This window comes from Dankookia sp. GCM10030260, assembly GCF_042666655.1.
In the GTDB taxonomy this organism is placed as follows: domain Bacteria; phylum Pseudomonadota; class Alphaproteobacteria; order Acetobacterales; family Acetobacteraceae; genus Paracraurococcus.
The window spans coordinates 320,927-341,803 of sequence record NZ_JBHTDE010000001.1 but is presented as its reverse complement, the minus strand read 5'-3'; the positions used below and the strand labels follow the sequence as shown (position 1 = coordinate 341,803).

Annotated in this window: 16 protein-coding genes and 1 other RNA gene; 12 read left to right on the top strand and 5 right to left on the bottom strand. The window is 71.5% G+C overall.

Translation table 11 applies throughout. The annotated features are described in order from the left end of the window. Window positions 1-8 precede the first annotated feature (8 nt). Entirely contained in the window at window positions 9-3,098 is a 3,090-nt protein-coding gene (locus ACFQS7_RS01655) for an efflux RND transporter permease subunit (protein ID WP_380065278.1), read from the top strand. After that, complete coding sequence (locus ACFQS7_RS01650; RefSeq protein WP_380065277.1) at window positions 3,095-3,427, top strand: DHCW motif cupin fold protein; 333 nt, start codon at window positions 3,095-3,097, stop codon at window positions 3,425-3,427. The genes ACFQS7_RS01655 and ACFQS7_RS01650 overlap by 4 nt, the downstream gene beginning before the upstream one ends. Before the next feature lie 152 nt (window positions 3,428-3,579). Here the strand turns inward: ACFQS7_RS01650 and ACFQS7_RS01645 are convergent, their stop codons facing one another. From ACFQS7_RS01645 to ACFQS7_RS01635, 3 genes are read right to left on the bottom strand one after another with little or no spacing between them, the layout of a single operon-like run. Further along, window positions 3,580-5,052 (bottom strand): MDR family MFS transporter, encoded by a 1,473-nt coding sequence (locus ACFQS7_RS01645; protein ID WP_380065276.1) that lies wholly within the window; start codon window positions 5,050-5,052, stop codon window positions 3,580-3,582. A 9-nt stretch (window positions 5,053-5,061) separates the two neighbouring features. Beyond that, entirely contained in the window at window positions 5,062-6,066 is a 1,005-nt protein-coding gene (locus ACFQS7_RS01640; protein WP_380065275.1) for an NADPH:quinone oxidoreductase family protein, read from the bottom strand. 55 nt (window positions 6,067-6,121) lie between these two features. Continuing rightward, window positions 6,122-7,096 (bottom strand): Bug family tripartite tricarboxylate transporter substrate binding protein, encoded by a 975-nt coding sequence (locus ACFQS7_RS01635; RefSeq protein WP_380065274.1) that lies wholly within the window; start codon window positions 7,094-7,096, stop codon window positions 6,122-6,124. A 59-nt stretch (window positions 7,097-7,155) separates the two neighbouring features. On the opposite strand from ACFQS7_RS01635, the gene ACFQS7_RS01630 reads away from it, so the two are divergent. From ACFQS7_RS01630 to ACFQS7_RS01620, 3 genes are all read left to right on the top strand, one after another. Beyond that, entirely contained in the window at window positions 7,156-8,286 is a 1,131-nt protein-coding gene (locus tag ACFQS7_RS01630) for a CaiB/BaiF CoA transferase family protein (protein WP_380065273.1), read from the top strand. Beyond that, window positions 8,283-9,554: a hydantoinase/carbamoylase family amidase gene (locus ACFQS7_RS01625; protein ID WP_380065272.1), complete on the top strand. Its 1,272-nt coding sequence runs from the start codon at window positions 8,283-8,285 to the stop codon at window positions 9,552-9,554. Before ACFQS7_RS01630 ends, ACFQS7_RS01625 begins: the two co-directional genes overlap by 4 nt. A 156-nt stretch (window positions 9,555-9,710) precedes the next feature. Beyond that, the gene (locus ACFQS7_RS01620; protein ID WP_380065271.1) at window positions 9,711-11,063 is read left to right on the top strand and encodes a tetratricopeptide repeat protein; all 1,353 of its coding nucleotides are present in this window, start codon (window positions 9,711-9,713) and stop codon (window positions 11,061-11,063) included. A gap of 142 nt (window positions 11,064-11,205) precedes the next feature. Here the strand turns inward: ACFQS7_RS01620 and ACFQS7_RS01615 are convergent, their stop codons facing one another. Further along, window positions 11,206-14,259: an efflux RND transporter permease subunit gene (locus ACFQS7_RS01615; RefSeq protein ID WP_380065270.1), complete on the bottom strand. Its 3,054-nt coding sequence runs from the start codon at window positions 14,257-14,259 to the stop codon at window positions 11,206-11,208. Window positions 14,260-14,265: 6 nt separating this feature from the next. Beyond that, on the bottom strand, window positions 14,266-15,513 hold the full coding sequence (locus ACFQS7_RS01610) for an efflux RND transporter periplasmic adaptor subunit (protein WP_380065269.1): 1,248 nt from the start codon (window positions 15,511-15,513) through the stop codon (window positions 14,266-14,268). 82 nt (window positions 15,514-15,595) lie between these two features. Here ACFQS7_RS01610 and ssrA point away from each other — a divergent pair. The 7 genes from ssrA (at window position 15,596) to ACFQS7_RS01575 (ending at window position 20,876) form a co-directional block, all read left to right on the top strand. Next, window positions 15,596-15,914, top strand: a transfer-messenger RNA (tmRNA) gene (gene ssrA / locus ACFQS7_RS01605). 85 nt (window positions 15,915-15,999) lie between these two features. Next, window positions 16,000-16,488 carry an SspB family protein gene (locus ACFQS7_RS01600; protein WP_380065268.1) on the top strand — a complete coding sequence of 163 codons (489 nt, stop codon included), beginning with the start codon at window positions 16,000-16,002 and terminating at the stop codon, window positions 16,486-16,488. Window positions 16,489-16,686: 198 nt separating this feature from the next. After that, window positions 16,687-18,288: a fumarate hydratase gene (locus tag ACFQS7_RS01595; RefSeq protein WP_380066183.1), complete on the top strand. Its 1,602-nt coding sequence runs from the start codon at window positions 16,687-16,689 to the stop codon at window positions 18,286-18,288. A gap of 24 nt (window positions 18,289-18,312) precedes the next feature. Beyond that, window positions 18,313-18,531 carry a hypothetical protein gene (locus ACFQS7_RS01590; RefSeq protein WP_380065267.1) on the top strand — a complete coding sequence of 73 codons (219 nt, stop codon included), beginning with the start codon at window positions 18,313-18,315 and terminating at the stop codon, window positions 18,529-18,531. A gap of 10 nt (window positions 18,532-18,541) precedes the next feature. Continuing rightward, complete coding sequence (locus ACFQS7_RS01585; protein ID WP_380065266.1) at window positions 18,542-18,943, top strand: RidA family protein; 402 nt, start codon at window positions 18,542-18,544, stop codon at window positions 18,941-18,943. Between the two features lie 63 nt (window positions 18,944-19,006). Continuing rightward, complete coding sequence (locus ACFQS7_RS01580) at window positions 19,007-19,405, top strand: VOC family protein (protein WP_380065265.1); 399 nt, start codon at window positions 19,007-19,009, stop codon at window positions 19,403-19,405. A 61-nt stretch (window positions 19,406-19,466) separates the two neighbouring features. Then, window positions 19,467-20,876 carry a class II fumarate hydratase gene (locus tag ACFQS7_RS01575; RefSeq protein WP_380065264.1) on the top strand — a complete coding sequence of 470 codons (1,410 nt, stop codon included), beginning with the start codon at window positions 19,467-19,469 and terminating at the stop codon, window positions 20,874-20,876. Window position 20,877 lies beyond the last annotated feature (1 nt).

Sequence of the window (20,877 nt, the reverse complement as noted above, 5' to 3'; positions counted from 1 at the left end):
GCAGCGCGATGAACATCTCCGAACTCTGCATCCGCCGCCCGGTGATGACCGGGCTGCTCTCGATCGCCGCGATCGTCGCCGGCCTGCTGGCCTATACCAGGCTGCCGGTCGCCGCGGTGCCGCGGGTCGACTTCCCGGTCATCACCATCTTCGCCAATTTCCCCGGCGCCAGCCCGGAGACCATGGCCACCAGCGTCGCCCTGCCGCTGGAACGCGAGCTGAGTACCATCGCCGGCGTGGACAGCATGTCCTCGATCAACGGCCAGGACACCTCGCAGATCACCGTGCAGTTCCAGCTCAACAAGAACATCGACGCCGCGGCGCAGGACGTGCAGGCGGCGCTCACCCGGGCGCAGCGCCGGCTGCCGGTCGACATGCTGGTGCCGCCCAGCTACCGCAAGGTGAACCCGGCGGATGCGCCGGTGGTGCTGCTGACCCTGTCGGGCGGCGACAAGCCCTTGTACTACCTGAACGACATCGTCAGCACGATCATCAGCCCGGCGCTGTCGCGCGTCATCGGCGTGGCGCAGGTGCAGGTGTTCGGCGAGCAGCTCTATGCCGTGCGGGTGCGGCTCGACCCCGACCGCATCGCCGCCATGGGCCTGGCCTTCGACACCACGCTGCAGACCATCGCCCAGGCGAATTCCTCGACCCCGGTCGGCGTGCTGAACGGCCAGCGCCAGCAATTGACGCTGCGGGCCAACGACCAGCCGCAGGATGCCGCGGCCTTCGGCAACCTGGTCGTCGCCGGCAAGCCGCAATCGCCGGTCCGGCTGAACGAGATCGCCAGCGTCGCCGACGGCGTCGCCAATACCCGCATCGCCGCCTGGCGGAACGAGGACCGCGCCCTGGTGCTGGCGGTGCTGCGCCAGCCGGACGCCAACACGGTCGACGTGGTGGACGGGGTGCGGGCCAGCCTCGACGGGCTGCGCGCCGCGCTGCCGCCGGGCGCCAAGCTGGAGGTCTTCCTCGACCGGTCCAAGTCGATCCGCGCCGCGGTGCACGACGTGCAGGAATCGCTGGCGATCGCCATCGGCCTGGTGGTGCTGGTCTGCTTCCTGTTCCTGCGGCGGATCAGCGCCACGCTGATCCCGACCATCGCCGTGCCGATCAGCCTCTGCGTCGCCTTCGGGCTGATGTACCTGCTGGGCTACGGCATCGACAACGTCACCCTGCTGGGCCTGACCATCGCGGTCGGCCTGGTGGTGGACGACGCCATCGTCGTGCTGGAGGCCATCGTCCGGCATATCGAGGAGGGCATGGCGCCGATCCCGGCGGCGATCCGCGGCGCCAAGGAAATCGGCTTCACCGTCCTCTCGATCACCCTGTCGCTGGTCGCCGTGTTCCTGCCGATCCTGCTGATGGGCGGGGTGGTCGGCCGGGTGTTCAACGCCTTCGCCGCGACCGTCACCCTGGCCGTCGTCGCCTCCTGCGTCGTCTCGCTCACCCTGACGCCGCTGATGGCCTCCCGCCTGCCGGCCCATGCCAAGCCCTCCTGGCTGGAGCGGGTGCTGGAGCGGGGTTTCGTCGCGGTCGAGCGCGGCTATGCCTGGCTGCTCGACCTCGGCCTGAAATTCCGCCTCGTCGTCTGGGTGCTGTTCTTCGCCTCGCTGGGCGCCGCCGGCTACATGGCGGTGGTCATCCCCAAGGGGTTCTTCCCGGTCGAGGATACCGGGCTGCTGGTGATCAACACCGAGGGGCCGCGCGGCGCCTCCTTCGAGGCCATGGGACAGATGCAGGGCCGGCTGACCGAGATCCTGCGCGAGAGCCCCCATGTCGCCAACGTCGTCTCGAACATCGGCGCCGGCGGGCCCAGCATCTCGATCAACCAGGGCCGCGCCTTCGTCGAGCTGAAGGAACGCAACGAACGGCCGGCCATCCAGCAGGTGATCCAGGGCCTGCGGCGCGACGCCAGCCGCATCCCCGGCCTGCGGGTCTTCATCAACCCGATCCAGAACCTGAATTTCGGCAGCCGCATCACCCGGACGCTCTATCTCTACACCCTGCAGGGGCTGCGGCTGGACGAGCTGTACGACTGGGCGCAGCGGCTGGAGAAGAAGCTGGTCGAGCTGCCGCAGCTGCAGGACGTCAACACCGACCTGCAGATCGACGCGCCGGTGGTCCAGGTCAACGTCGACCGCGACCGCGCCACCTCGCTCGGCGTCTCGGTCGACAATGTCCGGCAGGCGCTGTTCTCCGCCTTCGGCAGCCGGCAGATCTCGACGCTCTATGGCCAGGCCAATGCCTACCAGGTGATCCTGGAAGCCCTGCCGGAGGACCAGCGGGACGAGACGGGGCTGGCCAAGCTCTACCTGCGGTCGGTCACCGGGAAGCTGGTGCCGCTCTCGGCCGTGGCGCGGATCGAGCGCACCACCGGCCCGCTGAACGTCAGCCACCAGGGCCAACTGCCGGCCGTGGTCATCGGCTTCAACACCCCGCCGGGCGTGGCGCTGGGCGATGCGGTGAACGCGATCCGCGCGGTGGAGCGCGAGATGGGCCTGCCGCCGACGGTCGTCACCGGCTTCTCCGGCGCGGCGCAGGTCTTCCAGCAGGCGCTGGCCGGCCAGGGCGCCCTGGTGCTGGCGGCCATCCTGATCGTCTACGTCGTGCTGGGCGTGCTGTACGAGAGCCTGATCCACCCGCTGACCATCCTGTCAGGCCTGCCGGCCGCGGCGCTCGGCGCCTTCGCCACGCTCTGGCTCTTCGGGCTGGACCTGTCGGTGATCGCGGTGATCGGCGTGCTGCTGCTGCTCGGGCTGGTGAAGAAGAACGCCATCATGATCGTCGACGTGGCGTTGCAACGACAGCGCGGCGGGGAGGACCCCTTCACCGCCGTCCGCACCGCCTGCCTGGTGCGGTTCCGGCCGATCCTGATGACGACGCTGGCCGCCGGCGCCGGCGCGGTGCCGATCGCCGCCGGCTGGGGCGCCGCGGCCGAGCTGCGGCAGCCGCTCGGCCTCGCGGTCATCGGCGGGCTGGTGGTGTCGCAGATGCTGACGCTGTTCGTGACCCCGGTGCTGTACCTGGGCTTCGAGGGGCTGGCGCGCCGCTTCACCCGGCAGCGCGCCGTGCCGCCGCATGCGGCGCCGGCGGAATGAGGATCCCCCCGCTTCCCTTCACCGTCACCGACTGGTCGGGCGTGCCGGAAACCCGGCATCCCGGCGAGACCGGGGAGGCGGTGTGGCGCACGCTGACCATCGGCGACCTGCGGGTGCGGATGGTGGACTACTCGCCGGGCTATCTGGCGGACCACTGGTGCGACCGCGGCCATGTCCTGCTGGTGCTGGAAGGCGAGCTCGAGACCGAGCTGCGCGACGGCCGGCGCTTCACCCTGGTGCCGGGCGTCAGCTATCAGGTCTCCGACTTCGGCGATGCGGCGCATCGCTCCTCGACCCGGACCGGGGCGAAGCTGTTCATCGTGGATTGAGAGGAAAGGCCGGGGGAAGGCACGCCGCCGGACCCCCATCCATTTCTGGGAGTCGGCACTCGCTGCGCGGCGGGTGCGGGACTCACAAAAGACAATGGAGGGGTTGGACCCATGCGTCCAACGGGAGGAAATGCTTTCCTCCCCAAGCTTCCTCACTCCGCCGGCACCCGCTTCACGGGACTGACCCCGTGCCCGCTCACCGCCTCCCCCGCATCGGGCGCCAGCCGGGTGAAGAAGGGGGCGGAGGCGGCGACCACCGCGGCCGCCACCAGGAAGGCCATGGCGAAGTCGTGCACCTGCGGGGTGGGATGCCCGGCCAGCAGCGCGCTCGTCTCCAGCGTGGTCGTCGCCAGCACCACGCCGAGCGCCGGGGCCAGCTGCTGCGCCGTGCCGGCGAAGCTGGTCGCGGCGGATAGCCGCGCCGGCGGCACGTCGGCGAAGGCGAGCGTGTTCAACGCGGTGAATTGCAGGCTGCGGAACAACCCGCCCAAGGCGAGGACGGCGAAGATCAGCGGCAGCGGCCAGGCCGGGGTGAAGGCCGCCGGCAGGGCGACGCCCACCGCCGCGACCAGGGACGCCCCGATCAGCGCCCGGCGGAAGCCGAAGCGCCGCAGCAGCGGCCGCGCCAGCGGCTTCATCGCCAGCGCGCCGAGCGCCGTGGCGAAGGAGACCAGCCCGGCCTCGGAGGCCGACTTGCCGAACCCCACCTGCAGCAGCATCGGCACCAGGAAGGGCGAGGTGCCGGCGCCGACCCGGAACAGCGTCCCCGCCAAGGTGGACTGGCTGAAGGTGGGTATCTTCAGCAAGGAAAAGTCGAGCGCCGGGCGCCTGGCCCGCAGGCAGTGCCGGATCGCCGCCCAGCCGAACATCGCGCCGAGCACCAGCCCGGCCTGCGGCATCCCCTGCGGCACCACGCCGCGGCCGATCGTCTCGAGCCCGAACATGAACAGCGCCAGGGCGGCGCCGATCAGGAAGAGCCCGACCCGGTCGGGCGGGCCGGGATCGCCGGGCGGGATGGCGGGGATCTTCCACGCCACCAGCGCCAGGCCCAGCGCGCCGATCGGGACGTTGATCAGGAACACGGATTGCCAGCCGAAGGCATCCGTGAGGAAGCCGCCCAGCGGCGGGCCGCTGATCGGGCCGATCATCGCCGGCATGGTCAGCCAGGCCATGGCCGACAGCATCTCCTCCTTCCTCACCTGGCGCAGCAGCAGCAGCCGGGCGACGGGGACCATCATCGCCCCGCCGACGCCCTGCAGCACGCGGGCGGCGATCAGTTCCGGCACGCCGGTGGCCCGGCCGCACAGCACGGAGGCCAGGGTGAAGACCACGATCGCCAGCATGAAGACCCGCTTGGCGCCGAAGCGGTCGGCCACCCAGCCCGAGACCGGGATGAAGACGGTGAGTGCGACGAGGTACGACGTGATGGCGGCGCCGAGCCGGGCGGGCTCCACCGCCAGGTCCCGCGCCATGGCCGGCAGCGCGGTGGCGACCGCGCTGCTGTCGAGGTTCTGCATGAACAGCGCGCTGGCGACGATGGCCGCGATCATGCGCGGATCGGCCGTCTTCGCGGGCAAGGCCGGGGCGGTCGGGGGCGCGGGGGGCGGCCCGCCGGTATCGCTCATCCCGGCAGGCTAGGCCTCGCCCGGCCGCAGCACCACCCGGCCCACGGCATTGCGGCCGCGCACCTCGGCCATGGCCGCGCGGAATTGTCCGAGCGGAAAGCTGGCATGCACTTCCGGCCGCAGGGCGCCGGCGGCCCACCAGTCGATCAGCTGCTGCCAGAGCGCACGGGCGCGCGGTGCATGGGCATGCCGGTTGTCGCCCGGCGACCAGCCGACATAGGTGCCCCAGTTCAGCCCGGCGACCGCGATGTTCTTCAGCAACAGCAGGTTGATCGGCAGGGTCGGGATGCCGCCGGCGGCGAAGCCGATGGTCACCAGCATGCCGCCATCGCCGAGGCAGCGCAGGTTGTCGTCGAAGACCGGCCCGCCCAGCGTGTCCAGCACGGCCGCGACGCCGGCGCCGCCCGTGGCCTCCCGCACCGCCTCGCGGAAGGGCAGCGCGCTGTCCAGCACCCGGTCGGCGCCGCGGGCCTGGGGGACGTGCCGCTTGGCCGCGCCGCAGCGGGCGATGACCCGGGCGCCGAGCGCCTTGGCGATCTCGACGCCGGCCAGGCCGACGCCGGCCGCGGCGCCGTGCACCAGCACCCATTGCCCCGGCTCCAGCCGCGCCCGCCACAGCAGGGCGGCACCCGCGGTCGGGTAGCTGATCGGCATGGCGACGGCGGCGTCCGGCGGCAGCCCCGGGGGGATCGGCATGACATGGATGCTGTCCGCCACCGCTTCCTCCGCCAGCCCGCCCCAGTCGAGCACGGCGAAGACCCGCGTCCCCGGCGGCAGCGGGTCGGCCACGTCGGGCGCCGATTCCAGCACCGTGCCGGCGATCTCGGTGCCGGGGACGAAGGGCAGCGGCGGCTTGCGCTGGTACTTGCCGGCGACGACCAGTTGCGTGGCGAAGCTGACGCCCGAGGCCTCGACCCGGATGCGCACCCCGCCCGGCCGCATCGGCGGGGCCGGGATGTCCTTCACCTCCAGCGCGTCGAATTCGCGCCAGCTCTCGCAGACCAGGGCACGCATCAGCGTCTCTCTCGGCAGGGGATCGGTCGGGATGGCAAGGCCGCGCCGCGGGCGCTCAATCCAGGGTCACGCGCGCGTCGCGCACGAGCCTGCCCCAGCGGTCGTATTCGCGGGCGCAGAACTGGGCGAATTCCGCCGGCGCATCGGCCACCGGCTCGGCGCCGAGCGTGGCCAGCTTCTCCCGCACCTCCGGCGCCGCGACGGCGGCGGCGACCGCCTGCTGCAGCCGGGCGACGATGGGCGCGGGCGTCTTCGGCGGCGCCCAGATGGCATACCAGGTGGCGATGTCGAAGCCGGGCACCCCGGCCTCGGCCACCGTCGGCAGGTCCGGATAGGCGGCGACGCGCTTCGCGGTGGTGACGGCCAGCGGCCGCAGCAGCCCGGCCCGCACCGCGCCGGCGCTGCTGGGGATGCTGTCGAACATCAGCTGGATGTTGCCGGCGATCAGGTCCTGCACCGCCGGCCCGGCGCCGCGATAGGGCACGTGCACCATCTCGGTCCCGGTCATCAGCTTGAACATCTCCCCCGCCAGGTGCAGCGCCGAGGCATTGCCGGACGACGCGTAGGAGACCTTCCCGGGATTGGCCTTCAGGTAGGCGACCAGCTCGGCGATGCTGCGCACCGGCAGGCTCGGGTTCACCACCGCCACCAGCGGCACCGTGGCCATGTTGGTCACCGGGGTGAAGTCGGCCAGCGCATCGAAGGGCATCGCCCGGTTGAGATGCGGGATGATGACATGGATCGAGGCGTTCATCAGGAAGGCCTGCCCATCCGGCGCCGCCCGGGCGATGACCTCCGAGCCAATGACGCCGGAGGCGCCGGCGCGGTTCTCGATCACCATCGATTGCCCGAGATCCTGCGCCAGCCGGGCGGCGACCACGCGGCCGAGGATGTCGGTCGGCCCGCCCGGCGGGTAGGGCACGACGAAGCGGACCGGGCGGCCGGGCCAGTCGGTGCCCTGGGCAAACGCCGCCGGCGCGGCCAGCATCCCGCCCAAGGCGAGCCGCCGTGTCACTCCCCTGCCGGTCATCCCTTCCCATCCGCGCGGTTCCGGGCAGGATAGGGGCGGAACCGTCCGGGGGAAACGCCATGGCCGACAGCTTGCAGCCCTATCGGGGCCTCTTCGTGCTGGATGCAAGCCAGGGCATCGCCGGGCCCTATTGCGCCAGCCTGCTCGCCGCCTGCGGCGCCACGGTGGTGAAGATCGAGCCGCCCGCCGGCGACTGGTCGCGCGGCCTTTCCACCCGCGAAGGCACGCAGAGCGTCATGCATGTCAGCTTCAACCGCGGCAAGCGCAGCGTCATGCTCGATTTGCAGGAGGAGACCGGGCGGGCGGCGATGCGCAAGCTCGCGGCCAGGGCCGACGTGATGCTGGAGGCCTTCCGCCCCGGCGTGGCCAAGCGGCTCGGCATCGTGCCGGAGGCCGGCAAGCCGGACGTGGTCTTCCTGTCCATCTCCGGCTTCGGCCAGCAGGGCCCGAACGCCGAACGGCCGGCGACCGACGGCGTGGTGCAGGCCTATAGCGGCATGGTCTCGCTCAACATCGGCGCCGACGGCATCCCGCACCGCACCGGCCAGATCATGGCGGTGGACATGACCACCGGCCTCTCGGCGATGATCGCGGTGCAGGCCGCGCTGGCCGGCCAGGCGCAGGACCGGGCGGCGGGCACGCCGCCGCAGCGGCGGGTGCTGGACGTCTCCCTGATGCAGAGCGCCGCGGCGCTGATGGCCTTCAACGTCGCCGAGGCCGGGCTGCTCGGCGGGGTGCCGCCGATCGCCAACACGCCGTCCGGCACCTACCAGGGCAGCGACGGCCGCTGGTTCATGATCGCCATGCTGCGGGAGCCGGAATTCCACCAGTTCTGCGGCATCATCGGCCGGCCCGACCTGGCGGAGGACCCGCGCTTCGCCGGCTTCGCCGCCCGGCACGAACACCGCGAGGCGCTGCTGCCGGCGATCCGCGCCGCCATCGCCACGGCGCCGGCGGCGGAGTGGGTGCGGCGCTGCCAGGCCGGCCGGATGCTCTGCGACCTGGTGAACACGCCGCTCGACTGGCTGGCCGACCCGCATGCCCAGGCGGTCGGCGCCGCGGTGCCGCTGGACCAGCCGGGGCTGGGCACCCTGCCCTTCCCCCGGCTGCCCGGCCTCGGCTCCTGGAGCGTGCCGGCACCCGGCCTCGGCGAGCATACCGAGGAGGTGCTGCGGGAGATCGGGCTGTGAGCCGCGTCCTCGCCGAGGCCGTCGCGGCGCAGGCGCCGCTGTTGCAGCGCCTGCTGGACGGCCTCGCCGCCATCGGCGCCGACCCGCCCGGCATCACCCGCGACGCCTATGGCCGGGGCGAGAACGAGGCCCAGGCGCTGATCGCCGCTGCCGGCGCGGCGCTGGGGCTGGAGGCGCGGACCGATGCCGGGGCGAACCTCACGCTGCGCTGGGCCGGCCGGGATGCGGGGGCGCCGCCGATCCTGATCGGCTCGCATCTCGACAGCGTGGTGCAGGGCGGCAATTTCGACGGCGCGGCGGGGGTGGTCGCCGGCATCGCCACCATCGCCGCCTTGCAGGCCGCCGGCATCCGGCCGCGCATGGATATCGAGGTGCTGGCGCTGCGCTGCGAGGAGGCGGTGTGGTTCGGCCTCGGCCTGATCGGCAGCCGCTGCCTGCTGGCCCGGCTGCCGCCCGGGGCGCTCGACCTGCCGCATGCCCGTACGGGGCTCACCCTGGCGGAGAGCATCGCCGGCTGCGGCGGCGACCCGGCGGCGCTGGGCGTGCCGCTGCGCGACCCGGCGCGGCTCGGCGCCTACCTGGAAGTCCATATCGAGCAGGCGCCGCAGCTGGTGGAGGCCGGCGCGCCGGTCGCCATCTGCCTCGCCAATCCCGGCAATGTCCGCCACCCCTTCATCCGCATCACCGGGGAAGACGCGCATACCGGCCTGCCGCACCGCTTCCGCCGCGACGCGGCGCTGGCCGCCGCCGATTTGGCGTTGTCGCTGGAAGCCATGTGGCTGGCGGAGGAGGCCGAGGGCCGGCCCATGGCGGTGACCATCGGCCGCTTCCACACGCCGGCGGAGCGGCACAGCCTGACCATGGTCTCCGGCCGGTTCGAACTCAGCCTCGACCTGCGGGCCTATTCGGCGGCGCATCTGCAGGCGCTGGAGGCAAAGCTGGGCGCGGTCGTCGCTGCGGTCGCGGCGCGGCGCGGCGTGCGGATCGACCTCGGCGAGCGCAGCGCCGCGGCGCCGGGCCTGATGGACCCCGGCATCACCGAGGCGCTGGCCGCCGCCGCGGCCCGGGCCGGGCTGCCGGCGCCGCGGCTGAACAGCCCCGGCAGCCATGACGCCAACAACTTCGCGGCAGCGGGCGTGCCGACGGGCATGCTGCTGGTGAGGAACCGCAACGGCAGCCACAACCCGGACGAAGCGATGGAAACTGCGGACCTGATGGCGGCCGTCGCGGTGCTGACGCAGTGGCTGGCGGAGCGCGCCGGGGCCTGAAGGCTGGGGAGAAAAAGCATTTCCTCCCCAGACCCCACCTTTGCTTTTTCCGGGTCTGGCATTCGCCGCGCGGCCGGTGCCAAGCTCGGAGAAATAGAGGCGGGTCCAGGGAGGATACATCCTCCCTGGCCTTCTTCACGCAGGAGGAAGCATCCCATGCAGCAGGACGCCCAGGGCAACGCCCTTTCGACCGCCGGCGCCGATTCCGCCCGTGCCTTCGACCATGTCGTCGCCGGCTATCTCGGCTACCGCTTCGACACCGCGCAGCGCATGCAGGCGCTGCTGGCGGCGGACCCGGATTGCGGCATGGCGCATGCGCTGAAGGCCGCCTTCCTGCTGCTCGGCTACAAGCAGGGCTTCGTGCCGATGGCGAAGGAGGCGATCGCCACCGCTGGCCGGCTGACGGCGCGCGCCACGCCGCGCGAGCAGGCGCATGTCGCCGCGCTGACCGCCTGGTCGGAGAACGAGATGGACCGGGCGATCGCGGCCTGGGAGGGCATCCTGGCCGACCACCCGCGCGACATCCTGGCCTTCCGCCTGCATCACTTCTGTTCGTTCTGGCTGGGCCGGCCGGAGACGATGCTGGCCTCGGTCGAGAAGGTCCTGCCGGCCTGGAGCGCGGCGGTGCCCGGCTATCCCAGCGTGCTCGCCTGCCGCAGCTTCGCCAACGAGGAGGCCGGCAACTACGTCGTCGCCGAGGCGGCCGGCCGCGCCGCCATCGCGCTCGACCCCGGCGACCTCTGGGCGGCGCATGCGGTGGCACATGTGCTGGAGATGCAGGGGCGGCGCAGCGAGGGCATCGCCTGGATCGCCGGCCTCGAGCCGCACTGGGAGGGCGGCAACAACATCATGCACCACCTCTGGTGGCACCGCGCGATGTACCACCTGGAGCAGCGCGATTTCGATGCGGTGCTGGCGCTGTACGACACCCGCTTCCGCAACCTGGAAAGCGCCGTCACCCAGGCGCAGCCCGATCTCTACATCGACGTGCAGAATGCGGCGTCCATGCTGTTCCGGCTGTCGCTGCACGGCGTGCCGGCCGGCAAGCGGTGGGAGGAACTGGCCGACAAGGCCGAGGCGCGGATCGGCGACACGCTGTCCGCCTTCACCCTGCCGCACTGGATGATGGCGTTGTGCGGCGCCGGGCGCTGGGCCGCGGCGGACCGCCTGCTGGCGGCGCTGCGCGACGCGGCGCGCAGCAATGCCGGCACCAACGGGCCGCTGATCGCCCGCTATGCGCTGCCGGTGGCCGAGGCCGTGCTGAAGCATGCGCGGGGCGACCATGCCGGCGCGGTCGCGGTGATGCGGCCGGCGCTGCAAGGGATGTACCGGCTCGGCGGCAGCCATGCGCAACAGGATGTCTTCGAGCAGCTGTTCCTGCATGCGGCGATGAAGGCCGGCCAAGCCGGCGATGCGCGGATGCTGCTGGAACGCGTCGCCGGCCGGCATCCGGTGCCGCCGGAGCGGCGCGTGGGCTATGCCGAGGCGGCGCGCGGCGTGGCGCATTGAAGGCAAGGTTGGGGAGGGAAAAGTATTCCCTCCCCAAGCCCCTCCCTTCCCTTTTGTGAGTATGGCAGCCGCCGCGCAGCAAGTGCCGAACTCACAGAAATAGATGAGGGGTTCGGGGAGAATACCTTCTCCCCGATCTTCCTTACTTCCGCCCGGCGGCCCAGGGATAGAGCGTCGGCAGCACCAGCAGCGTCAGCAGCGTCGCGCTCACCAGCCCGCCGATCACCACGGTGGCCAGCGGCCGCCGCACCTCCGCCCCCGCGCTGGTCGAGATCGCCATCGGCAGGAAGCCGAGGCTGGCGACCGTCGCCGTCATCAGCACCGGGCGCAGCCGCAGCATCGCCGCGTCGCGCGCCGCCTGCATCGGCGATTTGCCCTCGATCCGCTGCTTGACGATGGTGCTGACCAGCACCACCCCGTTCAGCACGGCGATGCCGAACAGCGCGATGAAGCCGACCGCCGCCGAGATGCTGAAGGGCAGGTCGCGCAGCCAGAGCGCGAGCACGCCCCCCGTGGCGGCGAAGGGCACGTTGACGAAGATCAGCGCGGAGAGCCTGAGGCTGCGGAACATCACGAAGAGCAGGCCGAAGATCAGCGCCAGTGCCGCCGGCACCACCACGGTCAGCCGCGCGGTGGCCTCCTGCAGGTTCTGGAACTGGCCGCCCCATTCCATGGAATAGCCGGGCGGCAGGCGGACCTGGCGCTGCACCGCGGCCTGTGCCTCGCCGACGAAGGAGGCGATGTCGCGGCCGCGCACATTGGCCTCCACGGTGATGCGGCGGCGGCCCTTCTCGCGGCTGACCTGGGCCGGGCCGTCCTCCATCACCACCCGCGCCAGCTGGGTCAGCGGCACGGCGCGGCCATGCGCGTCGGCGATGCGCAAGGCGCGGATGCGGTCGGGATCGGCGCGGTCCTCCGGCCGCAGGCGGACGCGGATGTCGAAGCGGGCATTGCCCTCGACCAGCGTGCCGACGGTCCGCCCGCCCAGCGCTTCCACCACGTCCAGCACGTCGGACGCATTGAGGCCGTAGCGGGCCACCGCCTCGCGGTCGATGATGATGCGGAGATAGGGCTGGCCGGCGGTCTGTTCCGCCTTCACGTCGGCCGCACCCGGCACGCGGGCCACCGCCTGCACCATGGCCTCGGCCGCCTGCCGCAGCGTCGCCGGGTCGTCGCCGTAGATGATGACGGCGACGTCGGAGCGCACGCCCTGCAGCAGGTCCTGCATGCGCATCTCGATCGGCTGCGACCAGGAGAGCTGCAGCCCGGGCACCTCGCGGTCGAGCGCCGCGGCATAGGCGGCGATCAGGCCCTCGCGGTCGGGTGCCGTCGTCCATTCCTCGCGCGGCGTCAGGATGATGAAGCTGTCGGACTGCTCGACGCCCATCGGGTCGGTCGGGATCTCCGAGCTGCCGGACAGGCTGACGACGGTCTTCACCTCGGGGAAGCCCAGCAGGGTCCGCTCCACCAGCGTGGTGGTCTCGATGGCGGTCGAGAGGCCGATGCTCGGCAGCTTGGTGATCGTGACGGCCAGCGCGCCCTCGTCCAGCCGGGGGATGAATTCGGCGCCGAGCCGGGTCGCCAGGATGCCGCTGCCGACCAGCAGCGCGAGGGCGATGCCGATGGCCGGCACCGGATGCCGCTCGGACCGCTCCAGCAGCGGGGCATAGGCGCGGCGGAGATGGGCGATGACCCAGCTGTCGTGCTCCGAGATCTTCCCGCGCAAGGCGAAGGTCGCCAGCACCGGCATCAGCACCAAAGTCAGGACCAGGGAGGCGACGAGCGCGAAGATCACCGTCAGCGCCATGGGACGGAACAGCTTGCCCTCGACCCCCTGCAGGCTGAGCAGCGGCAGGTAGACCACGGTAATGATGGTGACGGCGAAGAGGATCGGCCGGCCGACCTCGTGCGCCGCCTCCCGCACCACCTGCTCGACCGGGCGCTGCGGCGCCTCGCCGCGGCGGCGGACGACGTTCTCGATCATCACCACCGCGCCGTCGACGATCAGGCCGAAATCGATGGCGCCGAGGCTCATCAGGTTGCCGGAGATCCCGGCATGGACCATGGCCGTGGCGGCGGCCAGCATGGAGAGCGGGATCGCCAGCGCCACCACCAGCCCGGCGCGGATGTTGCCGAGCAGCACCAGCAGCACCACCACGACCAGGACGGCGCCCTCGATCAGGTTCTTCGCCACGGTATGGATGGTGCGGGTGATCAGGTCGGCGCGGTCGTAATAGGGCGCGATCTCGACGCCCGGCGGCAGGCTCCGGCCGATCGTCCCGACCGCCGCCCTCACCCGCTCCCCCACCTCCCGCGTATTCTCGCCGAGCAGCATCAGGGCGACGCCGACCACCGCCTCGCCGCGCCCGTCGCGCGTCACCGCGCCGAGCCGCGGACGCGGCGCCTGGGTGACCTGCGCGATGTCGCGGACATAGAGCGGCACGCCGCCCTCCCCGGTCCGCAGCACCACGCGGCCGATATCCTCGGGGTCGGCGATCAGCCCCTCGCCGCGGATCACCGCCTGCTCGCCGTTGCGCTCCAGCGTCGCGCCGCCGCGGGCACCGTTGTTGCGCTCGATCGCGGCGAAGACCTCGGCGAGCGACAGGCCGTAGCGGGTCAGCGAATCGGCGGCGACCTGGACCTCATACGTCTTCAGCTCGCCGCCATTGGCATTGACGTCGATGACGCCCGGCACCTGGCGCAGCCGGGGGGCGATCTGCCAGTCGAGGAGGGTGCGCAGCTCCATCAGGCTGCGGCCGGCGCCGCGCACCTCGAACTGGAAGATCTCGCCGAGGCCGGTCGAGACCGGCCCCATCTGCGGCGTGCCCGCCCCGGGCGGCACCTGCACCGCGGGCAGGCGGGAGAAGACCAGGTTGCGCGCGGCATAGATGTCCATCTCGTCGGCGAAGCGGACATAGACGACCGAGAGCCCGTAGCGGGAGACCGAGCGCAGGGTCTCCATCCGCGGCAGGCCCTGCAGGGCGAGCTCGACGGGGAAGGTGATGAAGCGCTCGACCTCCAGCGGGCCGAGGCCGGGCGCCTGGGTGATGACCAGCACCTGGCGCGGCGAGATGTCGGGCTGCGCGTCGATCGGCAGCCGCCGCAGGTCATAGAGGCCCATCGCCGCCAGCAGGCCGACCAGCATCAGCACGACCGCGCGGTTGGCCAGCGCCGCGTCGACCAGGCGGGCGATCACCGCCGGTCAGTCCTTGGCATCGACGCGGCTCTGCAGCAGCAGGGCCTTGAGGCGGAAGCTGCCCGCGGCGGCGACGACGTCGCCGGCCGCCAGCCCCTCGGTGATCTCGGTCATGCCGTCCTGCCGCAGGCCGGGCCGCACCGGGCGGGGGGCGAAGCGCGTCGCGTCCAGCGCCAGGAAGACCACGGGCTGGTCGTCCACCGATTGCAGCGCCGCATCCGGCACCAGCAGCCCGTCGCGTCCCAGGGGTGCCGCGATCTCGACGATGGCGAACATGTTGATCTTCAGCGCGCCGTCGGGGTTGGGGATCTCGCAGCGCACCCTGGCGGTGCCGGTGCGGACATCGAGCTGGTCGGCGACATAGGCGACCCGGCCGGGGAAGCGCCGGCCGGGCCAGGCCTCGACCGCGATGGCGACCGTGGCGCCCGGCGTCACCGCAGCCAATTCACGTTCGGGCACATCCGCCATGACCCAGACCACGGAGAGGTCGGCGAGGGTGAAGATCTCCCGGTTGGTGTCGACCAGCTCGCCGGGCGTCGCGCCGATCGCCAGCACGGCGCCGTCGAAGGGCGCCAGGATGCCGCCGCGGGCATCGCTCGGCGTCGGCGCCGAGAGCCGCACGGCATCGGCCGGGTCCTGCGCCATCGGTCCGGCCGGGCTGTAGCGGGACAGCATCTCCCGCCAGTGCTCCACCTCGGTCGCCTTCGTCTGCACCGCGGCATCCGCCCGGGCCAGGTCGGCGCGGCGGCGTTCCAGCTCGCTCTGCGCGACGGAGCCGGCGCGGACCAGCTCCGCCGCGCGGTTCAGCGCGGCGCGGGCGGTCTGGGTCTCCGCCTGGGCCTGGCGCAGCGCCGCCTCGCCGCTGGCCAATTGGTGCCGCGCCTCGGCGAGGTCGAGCGCGTCGAGGATCGCCAGCCGCTGGCCGGTGCGGACCCGCTCGCCGATCGCCACCTCGATCGCCTGCACCCGGCCGCGGGCGAGCGGCTGGATATGCGCCAGGCGCAGCTCGTTGAAGCCGACGCTGCCGGTGACGCGGACGGTCCGGACCAGCGGCCTGCGCTCCACCGGGGCGGTGCGCAGGCCGAAATTGCGCGCGGCCTCGGGGGAGAGCGTCACCTCCTGCGGCAGCGGCTGGTCCGGCGCGGCAGCCGCGGTCTCGGGCGGCGACGGCGCGGTACCCTGGCCCAGCAGCCAGCCGCCGGCGCCGGCCAGGATCCCCGTGCCGCCGAGCAGCATCCATTCACGCCGCGTCATGGCGCGCCGGCCGTCCTGCCCGTCATGCTCGAACCCCTCCGCGGCGCGCCCGGGCGGCGACGCGCGCCTTCGGCATCCTGCACCCCTGGCAAGTGCGGCCGCGCTGTCCTATATCAAGCGCGTCGTCCGGGAGCGATCCCGACCGACTATGGTGATAAACACGGTTCGGGATAAGCGTTGCGGACCCGGGGGCAGTGCCCGGCGCCTCCACCATCCTCCTGCGGGAGTTATGGGGGCGAAACAGGCTCGACGCGCGTGGTAAGGGGACCGTTTTTGCCCGGCATGGTTCCGCCGTCATCGGGCCATTGATAAGTGCGAACGATAACGACGCACTCGCTGTTGCTGCGTAAGCAGTAAACAAGCGCGGTTCGGGGGGCACCGGGCAACAGAAGCCCCCCACTCACCGATTCCGCCGCGGGCGTTAACAAACCCTCCCACTTCCGTGAGTTGATGTCCTCGCCTATTTATAGGGGATAGGGTTGGACCATGAACGAGACCACAGCGCCCGTTGACAGCCTGCTGCCCTACGCCGATTGGGCCGAGGAAGCGTTGCGCGCCGTCGCGGTCGAGGCGCTGGAGCATGCGGCCCGCCGGGGCCTGCCGGGCGACCACCATTTCTACATCACCTTCCGCACGGAAGCGCCCGGGGTCGCCATCCCAGGCCACCTGAAGGCACGCTACCCGCAGGAGATGACCATCGTCCTGCAGCATAAATTCTGGGACCTGAAGGTGGACCGCGCTGCCGGCAGCTTCTCGGTCGGGCTGTCCTTCGGCGGCGTGCCGGCGATGCTGGTGGTGCCGTTCAAGGCGCTGACCGCCTTCGCCGACCCCGAAGCCCGCTTCGGCCTGCGCTTCCCGGCACCCGAGTCCGCCGCCGCGGCGCCCCTGCCGGTCGCCGAGGCACCGGCCGCGCCATCGGCCGATTCCAAGCCGCAGGTCGTCAGCCTGGACGCCTTCCGCCGCAAACGCGACTGAGCCACGCCGGCGCCGGTTGGCTTGACGCCCATGCTGGGGTAAGCGGGCCGAGGATTGACGGCGTCGCCCGGCCGCCCCTGCACCCGGCAGGGGCCCCGCGGCGCCAGCGCGCGGAGACCGCCCGTGACCCCACCCCTCGACGTCGATGCCGGCCCGGTGACGCAGCCCAGCCGGCCCTCCGGCTTCCTCTACAGCCCGATGTTCCCGCTGGCCGAGGACACCACCCCCTATCGCCGCCTGCCCATCGAGGGCGTCTCGACCATCCAGGTCGAGGGCAAGACGGTGCTGAAGGTCTCGCCCCAGGCGCTGGAGCAGCTGGCCTTCCAGGCCTGCCGCGACGTCTCCCACCTGCTGCGCCCCGGCCACCTGCAGCAGCTGGCGAACATCCTGAAGGACCCCGAGGCCTCGGCGAACGACCGCTTCGTGGCGCTCGACCTGCTGAAGAACGCCTCCATCGCCGCCGGCGGCAAGCTGCCGATGTGCCAGGACACCGGCACCGCCATCGTCTTCGGCAAGAAGGGCCAGCGGGTCTGGGTCGAGGGCGACGAGGAGGAGGCGATCAGCTACGGCGTCGCCCGCACCTATACCGAGACCAACCTGCGCTATTCGCAGATGGCCCCCTTGAGCATGTTCGAGGAGGTCAACACCGGCAACAACCTGCCCGTCGACTTCTCGATCATGGCGGCGCCCGGCGAGCACCACGCCGACGAGCTGCATTTGATGTTCGTGCTCAAGGGCGGCGGCTCGGCCAACAAGACGTTCCTGTACCAGCAGACCCGCGCGGTGCTGAACAAGCCGAAGCTGCTGGCCTTCATCGAGGAGAAGGTGAAGACGCTGGGGACCAGCGCCTGCCCGCCCTACCACCTGGCGGTCGTCATCGGCGGCACCACCGCCGAGACGGCGCTGAAGGCGGTGAAGCTGGCCAGCACGCGCTACCTGGACGGGCTGCCGACCGAGGGCGACCGCTCCGGCCACGCCATCCGCGACACGGCGCTGGAGGCCGAGGTCCACAAGCTGACGCAGAATCTCGGCATCGGCGCGCAGTTCGGCGGCAAGTATTTCTGCCACGACGTGCGCATCGTGCGGCTGCCGCGGCACGGCGCCTCGCTGCCCATCGCCATCGGCGTGAGCTGCTCGGCCGACCGGCAGATCAAGGCGAAGATCACGCCGGAAGGCGTCTTCCTCGAGGAGCTCGAACACGACCCCGCCCGCTACCTGCCGGAGACCACCGCCGACATCCTGGGCGGCGAGGTGGTCAGGATCGACCTCAACCGACCGATGGCGGAGATCCGCGCCGAGCTGTCGAAGCACCCGGTGAAGACGCGCGTATCCTTGACCGGCACCGTGGTGGTGGCGCGCGACATCGCCCATGCCAAGCTGCAGGAACGGATTGACGCCGGCCTCGGCCTGCCCGACTACATCAAGGACCACCCGGTCTACTACGCCGGCCCGGCCAAGACGCCGGAGGGCATGCCGACCGGCAGCTTCGGCCCGACCACGGCCGGGCGCATGGACAGCTACGTCCAGGGCTTCCAGGCGGCGGGCGGCAGCCTGGTGATGCTGGCCAAGGGCAACCGCAGCAAGGCGGTGCTGAACGCCTGCAAGGCGCATGGCGGGTTCTACCTGGGCAGCATCGGCGGCCCGGCCGCCCGGCTGGCGCAGGACTGCATCCGCAAGGTCGAGGTGCTGGAATACCCCGAGCTCGGCATGGAGGCGGTCTGGCGGATCGAGGTCGAGGACTTCCCGGCCTTCATCGTCATGGACGACAAGGGGAATGATTTCTACGAGGGTCTGGAATAGGCCCCCACATGGGGAGAGGCGGCGATGGCAGGATTTCGCGTGCGCGTCTGGTTCGATCCCGACGGTCTCGATGTCGGGCAGCCCGCCAAGGATGATGGCCTGATCGAACTGCCCGCCATCCCGCAGCCGGGGATGGAATTGGCGGACGATACCGGACGGGTGGCGATGATCCGCCGCGTCGTCCTGCTGCATTCGCCCGGCCCGGACGGCGCCGTTGCCGTCCTGGTCTGCACGCCATCCTGAGGGGTATCGCATGACCGAGCGCCGCCTGATCTCCTCCGGCTCCCGCTTCGAGGACGAGATCGGCTACAGCCGCGCCGTGGTGGATGGCGACCATGTCTGGGTCTCCGGCACCACCGGCTACGACTACGCCGCGATGACCATCGCGGACGACGTCGTCGCCCAGGCCGGCCAGTGCTTCGAGAACATCGCCGCCGCTCTGGCCCAGGCCGGCGCCAGCCTCGACGACGTGGTGCGCGTGCTGTTCATCGTGCCGCGGCGGGAGGATTGGGAGCCCTGCTGGCCGGTGGTCAAGCGCTACCTCGGCAAGGCGAAGCCCGCCTCCACCCTGATCCATGCCGGTTTGCAGACCGATGCGATGCGCATCGAAATCGAAGTGACGGCCCGTCTGCCAAAAGGAACCGCCGCCCGATGACCGGAGCGGCGAAGCTGCACAGGTCTGAATCGGTCGGCTGCGACCACAGGGAGCAACAGTGACATGCGCTTCGCCGTCGATCGCCTCGACCACCTGGTCATCAATTGCCGCGACATCGAGACCATGGCGAGCTGGTACCAGCGCGTCCTTGGCATGGAGCGGGAGGATTTCGGCAGCCCGTCCCGCGTCGCGCTGAAATTCGGCGGGCAGAAGCTCAACCTGCGGCCGCATGACCACCCCAAGGAGGACTGGCTGGCCGCCGAGGTCTGCACCCCCGGCACGCAGGACCTCTGCTTCATCGTCGCCGTCGCGGTGGACGACATCATCGGCCAGTTCCACAGCTGCGGCGTGATGATCGAGCTCGGCCCGGTGACGCGGCAGGGCGCGCTCGGCGCCATGGGCTCGGTCTATTGCCGCGACCCCGAAGGCAACCTGATCGAGGTCTCCTCCTACTCCCCCTGATCGCCGCGCACCTTCCCGGCCGCCGGGCGTTCTGCCGCCGACCACCTTGCAGGAGGGCGCCATGGCCGACGAGACCCGCACCGAAACCGACAGCCTCGGCAGCATCGACATCCCGGCCGGGCGCTACTGGGGGCCGCAGACGGAGCGCGCCCGGCTGCTGTTCCGTATCGGGACGGAGCGTTTCTCGCCCGGGCTGATCCGCGCCGTCGGCCTGCACAAATGGGCCTGCGCCGAGGCCAATGGGCGCCTCGGCGAGCTGCCGGCCGAACTGGTCGGGCCGATCCAGCAGGCGGCGCAGGAGATCGCCGACGGCACCCGCGACGCCGACTTCCCGCTGCCGGTCTGGCAGACCGGATCGGGCACCCAGACCAACATGAACGCCAACGAGGTGATCTCGAACCGCGCCAACGAAATCCTCGGCCAGCCCTTGGGCACGCGGAAGCCGGTGCATCCGAACGACCACGTCAACCGCGGCCAGTCCTCCAACGACAACTTCCCGACGATGATGCACATCGCCGCCGCCGAGGCGGTGGAGGGGCGTTTGCTTCCAGCCCTGGGCCGGCTGCATGCGGCGCTGTGGCGGCGGTCGGAGGAATGGGCGGACATCATCAAGATCGGCCGCACCCATATGATGGATGCGGTGCCGGTCACGCTCGGCCAGGAATTCGCCGCCTGGGCGCGGCAGGTGGAACTCGGCCAGGAACGGCTGCGCGGCGTCATGCCGCGGCTGCTCTCGGTGCCGCAGGGCGGCACGGCGGTCGGCACCGGGCTCAACCGGCACCCGGAATTCGACGTGGTGTTCTGCGGGATTCTCGCCGCGCGCAGCGGGCTCGCCTTCACCCCCAACCCGAACAAGTTCGAAGGCATGGGCGCGCACGACGTCTTCGTCGAGCTGCAGGGGGCGATGAACGTCATCGCGGTGTCGCTGACCAAGCTCGGCAACGACATCCGCCTGCTGGGCAGCGGCCCGCGCTCGGGCCTGGCCGAGCTGATCGTGCCGGCGGACGGGTTGTCGAGCAGCATCATGCCGGGCAAGACCAACCCGACCCAGGCCGAGGCGCTGACCATGGTCTGCGCCCAGGTGATGGGCAACACCACCACGGTGACCATAGGCGGCGCGCAGAGCTTCCTCGAGCTCAATGTCTTCAAGCCGGTGATCATCCAGGCGGTGCTGCAATCGGCGGCCCTGCTGGCCGATGCCGCCGAGTCCTTCGCCGAGCACATGGTGGCCAAGCTTGAGCCGAACCACGAGAAGCTGGCCGAGAACCTGGCCAAGTCGCTGATGCTGGTGACCGCGCTGAACCCGCATATCGGCTACGACAAGGCGGTGCGGATCGGCAAGAAGGCGCTGGCGGAGAACCTGACGCTGCGCGACGCGGCGCAGCAGCTCGGCCTGGTCAGCGGCGAGGACTTCGACCGCTGGGTGCGGCCGGAACACATGGTGGCGCCCGGCGCCTCGCTCGGCGATTGAG

Coding starts and splice junctions, on each gene's coding strand:
- ACFQS7_RS01635 (WP_380065274.1), bottom strand. CDS start 7,096: ATGACCGGCAGGGGAGTGACACGGCGGCTCGCCTTGGGCGGGATGCTG.
- ACFQS7_RS01585 (WP_380065266.1), top strand. CDS start 18,542: ATGACCGAGCGCCGCCTGATCTCCTCCGGCTCCCGCTTCGAGGACGAG.
- ACFQS7_RS01645 (WP_380065276.1), bottom strand. CDS start 5,052: ATGAGCGATACCGGCGGGCCGCCCCCCGCGCCCCCGACCGCCCCGGCC.
- ACFQS7_RS01610 (WP_380065269.1), bottom strand. CDS start 15,513: ATGACGCGGCGTGAATGGATGCTGCTCGGCGGCACGGGGATCCTGGCC.
- ACFQS7_RS01620 (WP_380065271.1), top strand. CDS start 9,711: ATGCAGCAGGACGCCCAGGGCAACGCCCTTTCGACCGCCGGCGCCGAT.
- ACFQS7_RS01575 (WP_380065264.1), top strand. CDS start 19,467: ATGGCCGACGAGACCCGCACCGAAACCGACAGCCTCGGCAGCATCGAC.
- ACFQS7_RS01630 (WP_380065273.1), top strand. CDS start 7,156: ATGGCCGACAGCTTGCAGCCCTATCGGGGCCTCTTCGTGCTGGATGCA.
- ACFQS7_RS01655 (WP_380065278.1), top strand. CDS start 9: ATGAACATCTCCGAACTCTGCATCCGCCGCCCGGTGATGACCGGGCTG.
- ACFQS7_RS01595 (WP_380066183.1), top strand. CDS start 16,687: ATGTTCCCGCTGGCCGAGGACACCACCCCCTATCGCCGCCTGCCCATC.
- ACFQS7_RS01640 (WP_380065275.1), bottom strand. CDS start 6,066: ATGCGTGCCCTGGTCTGCGAGAGCTGGCGCGAATTCGACGCGCTGGAG.
- ACFQS7_RS01650 (WP_380065277.1), top strand. CDS start 3,095: ATGAGGATCCCCCCGCTTCCCTTCACCGTCACCGACTGGTCGGGCGTG.
- ACFQS7_RS01580 (WP_380065265.1), top strand. CDS start 19,007: ATGCGCTTCGCCGTCGATCGCCTCGACCACCTGGTCATCAATTGCCGC.
- ACFQS7_RS01590 (WP_380065267.1), top strand. CDS start 18,313: ATGGCAGGATTTCGCGTGCGCGTCTGGTTCGATCCCGACGGTCTCGAT.
- ACFQS7_RS01600 (WP_380065268.1), top strand. CDS start 16,000: ATGAACGAGACCACAGCGCCCGTTGACAGCCTGCTGCCCTACGCCGAT.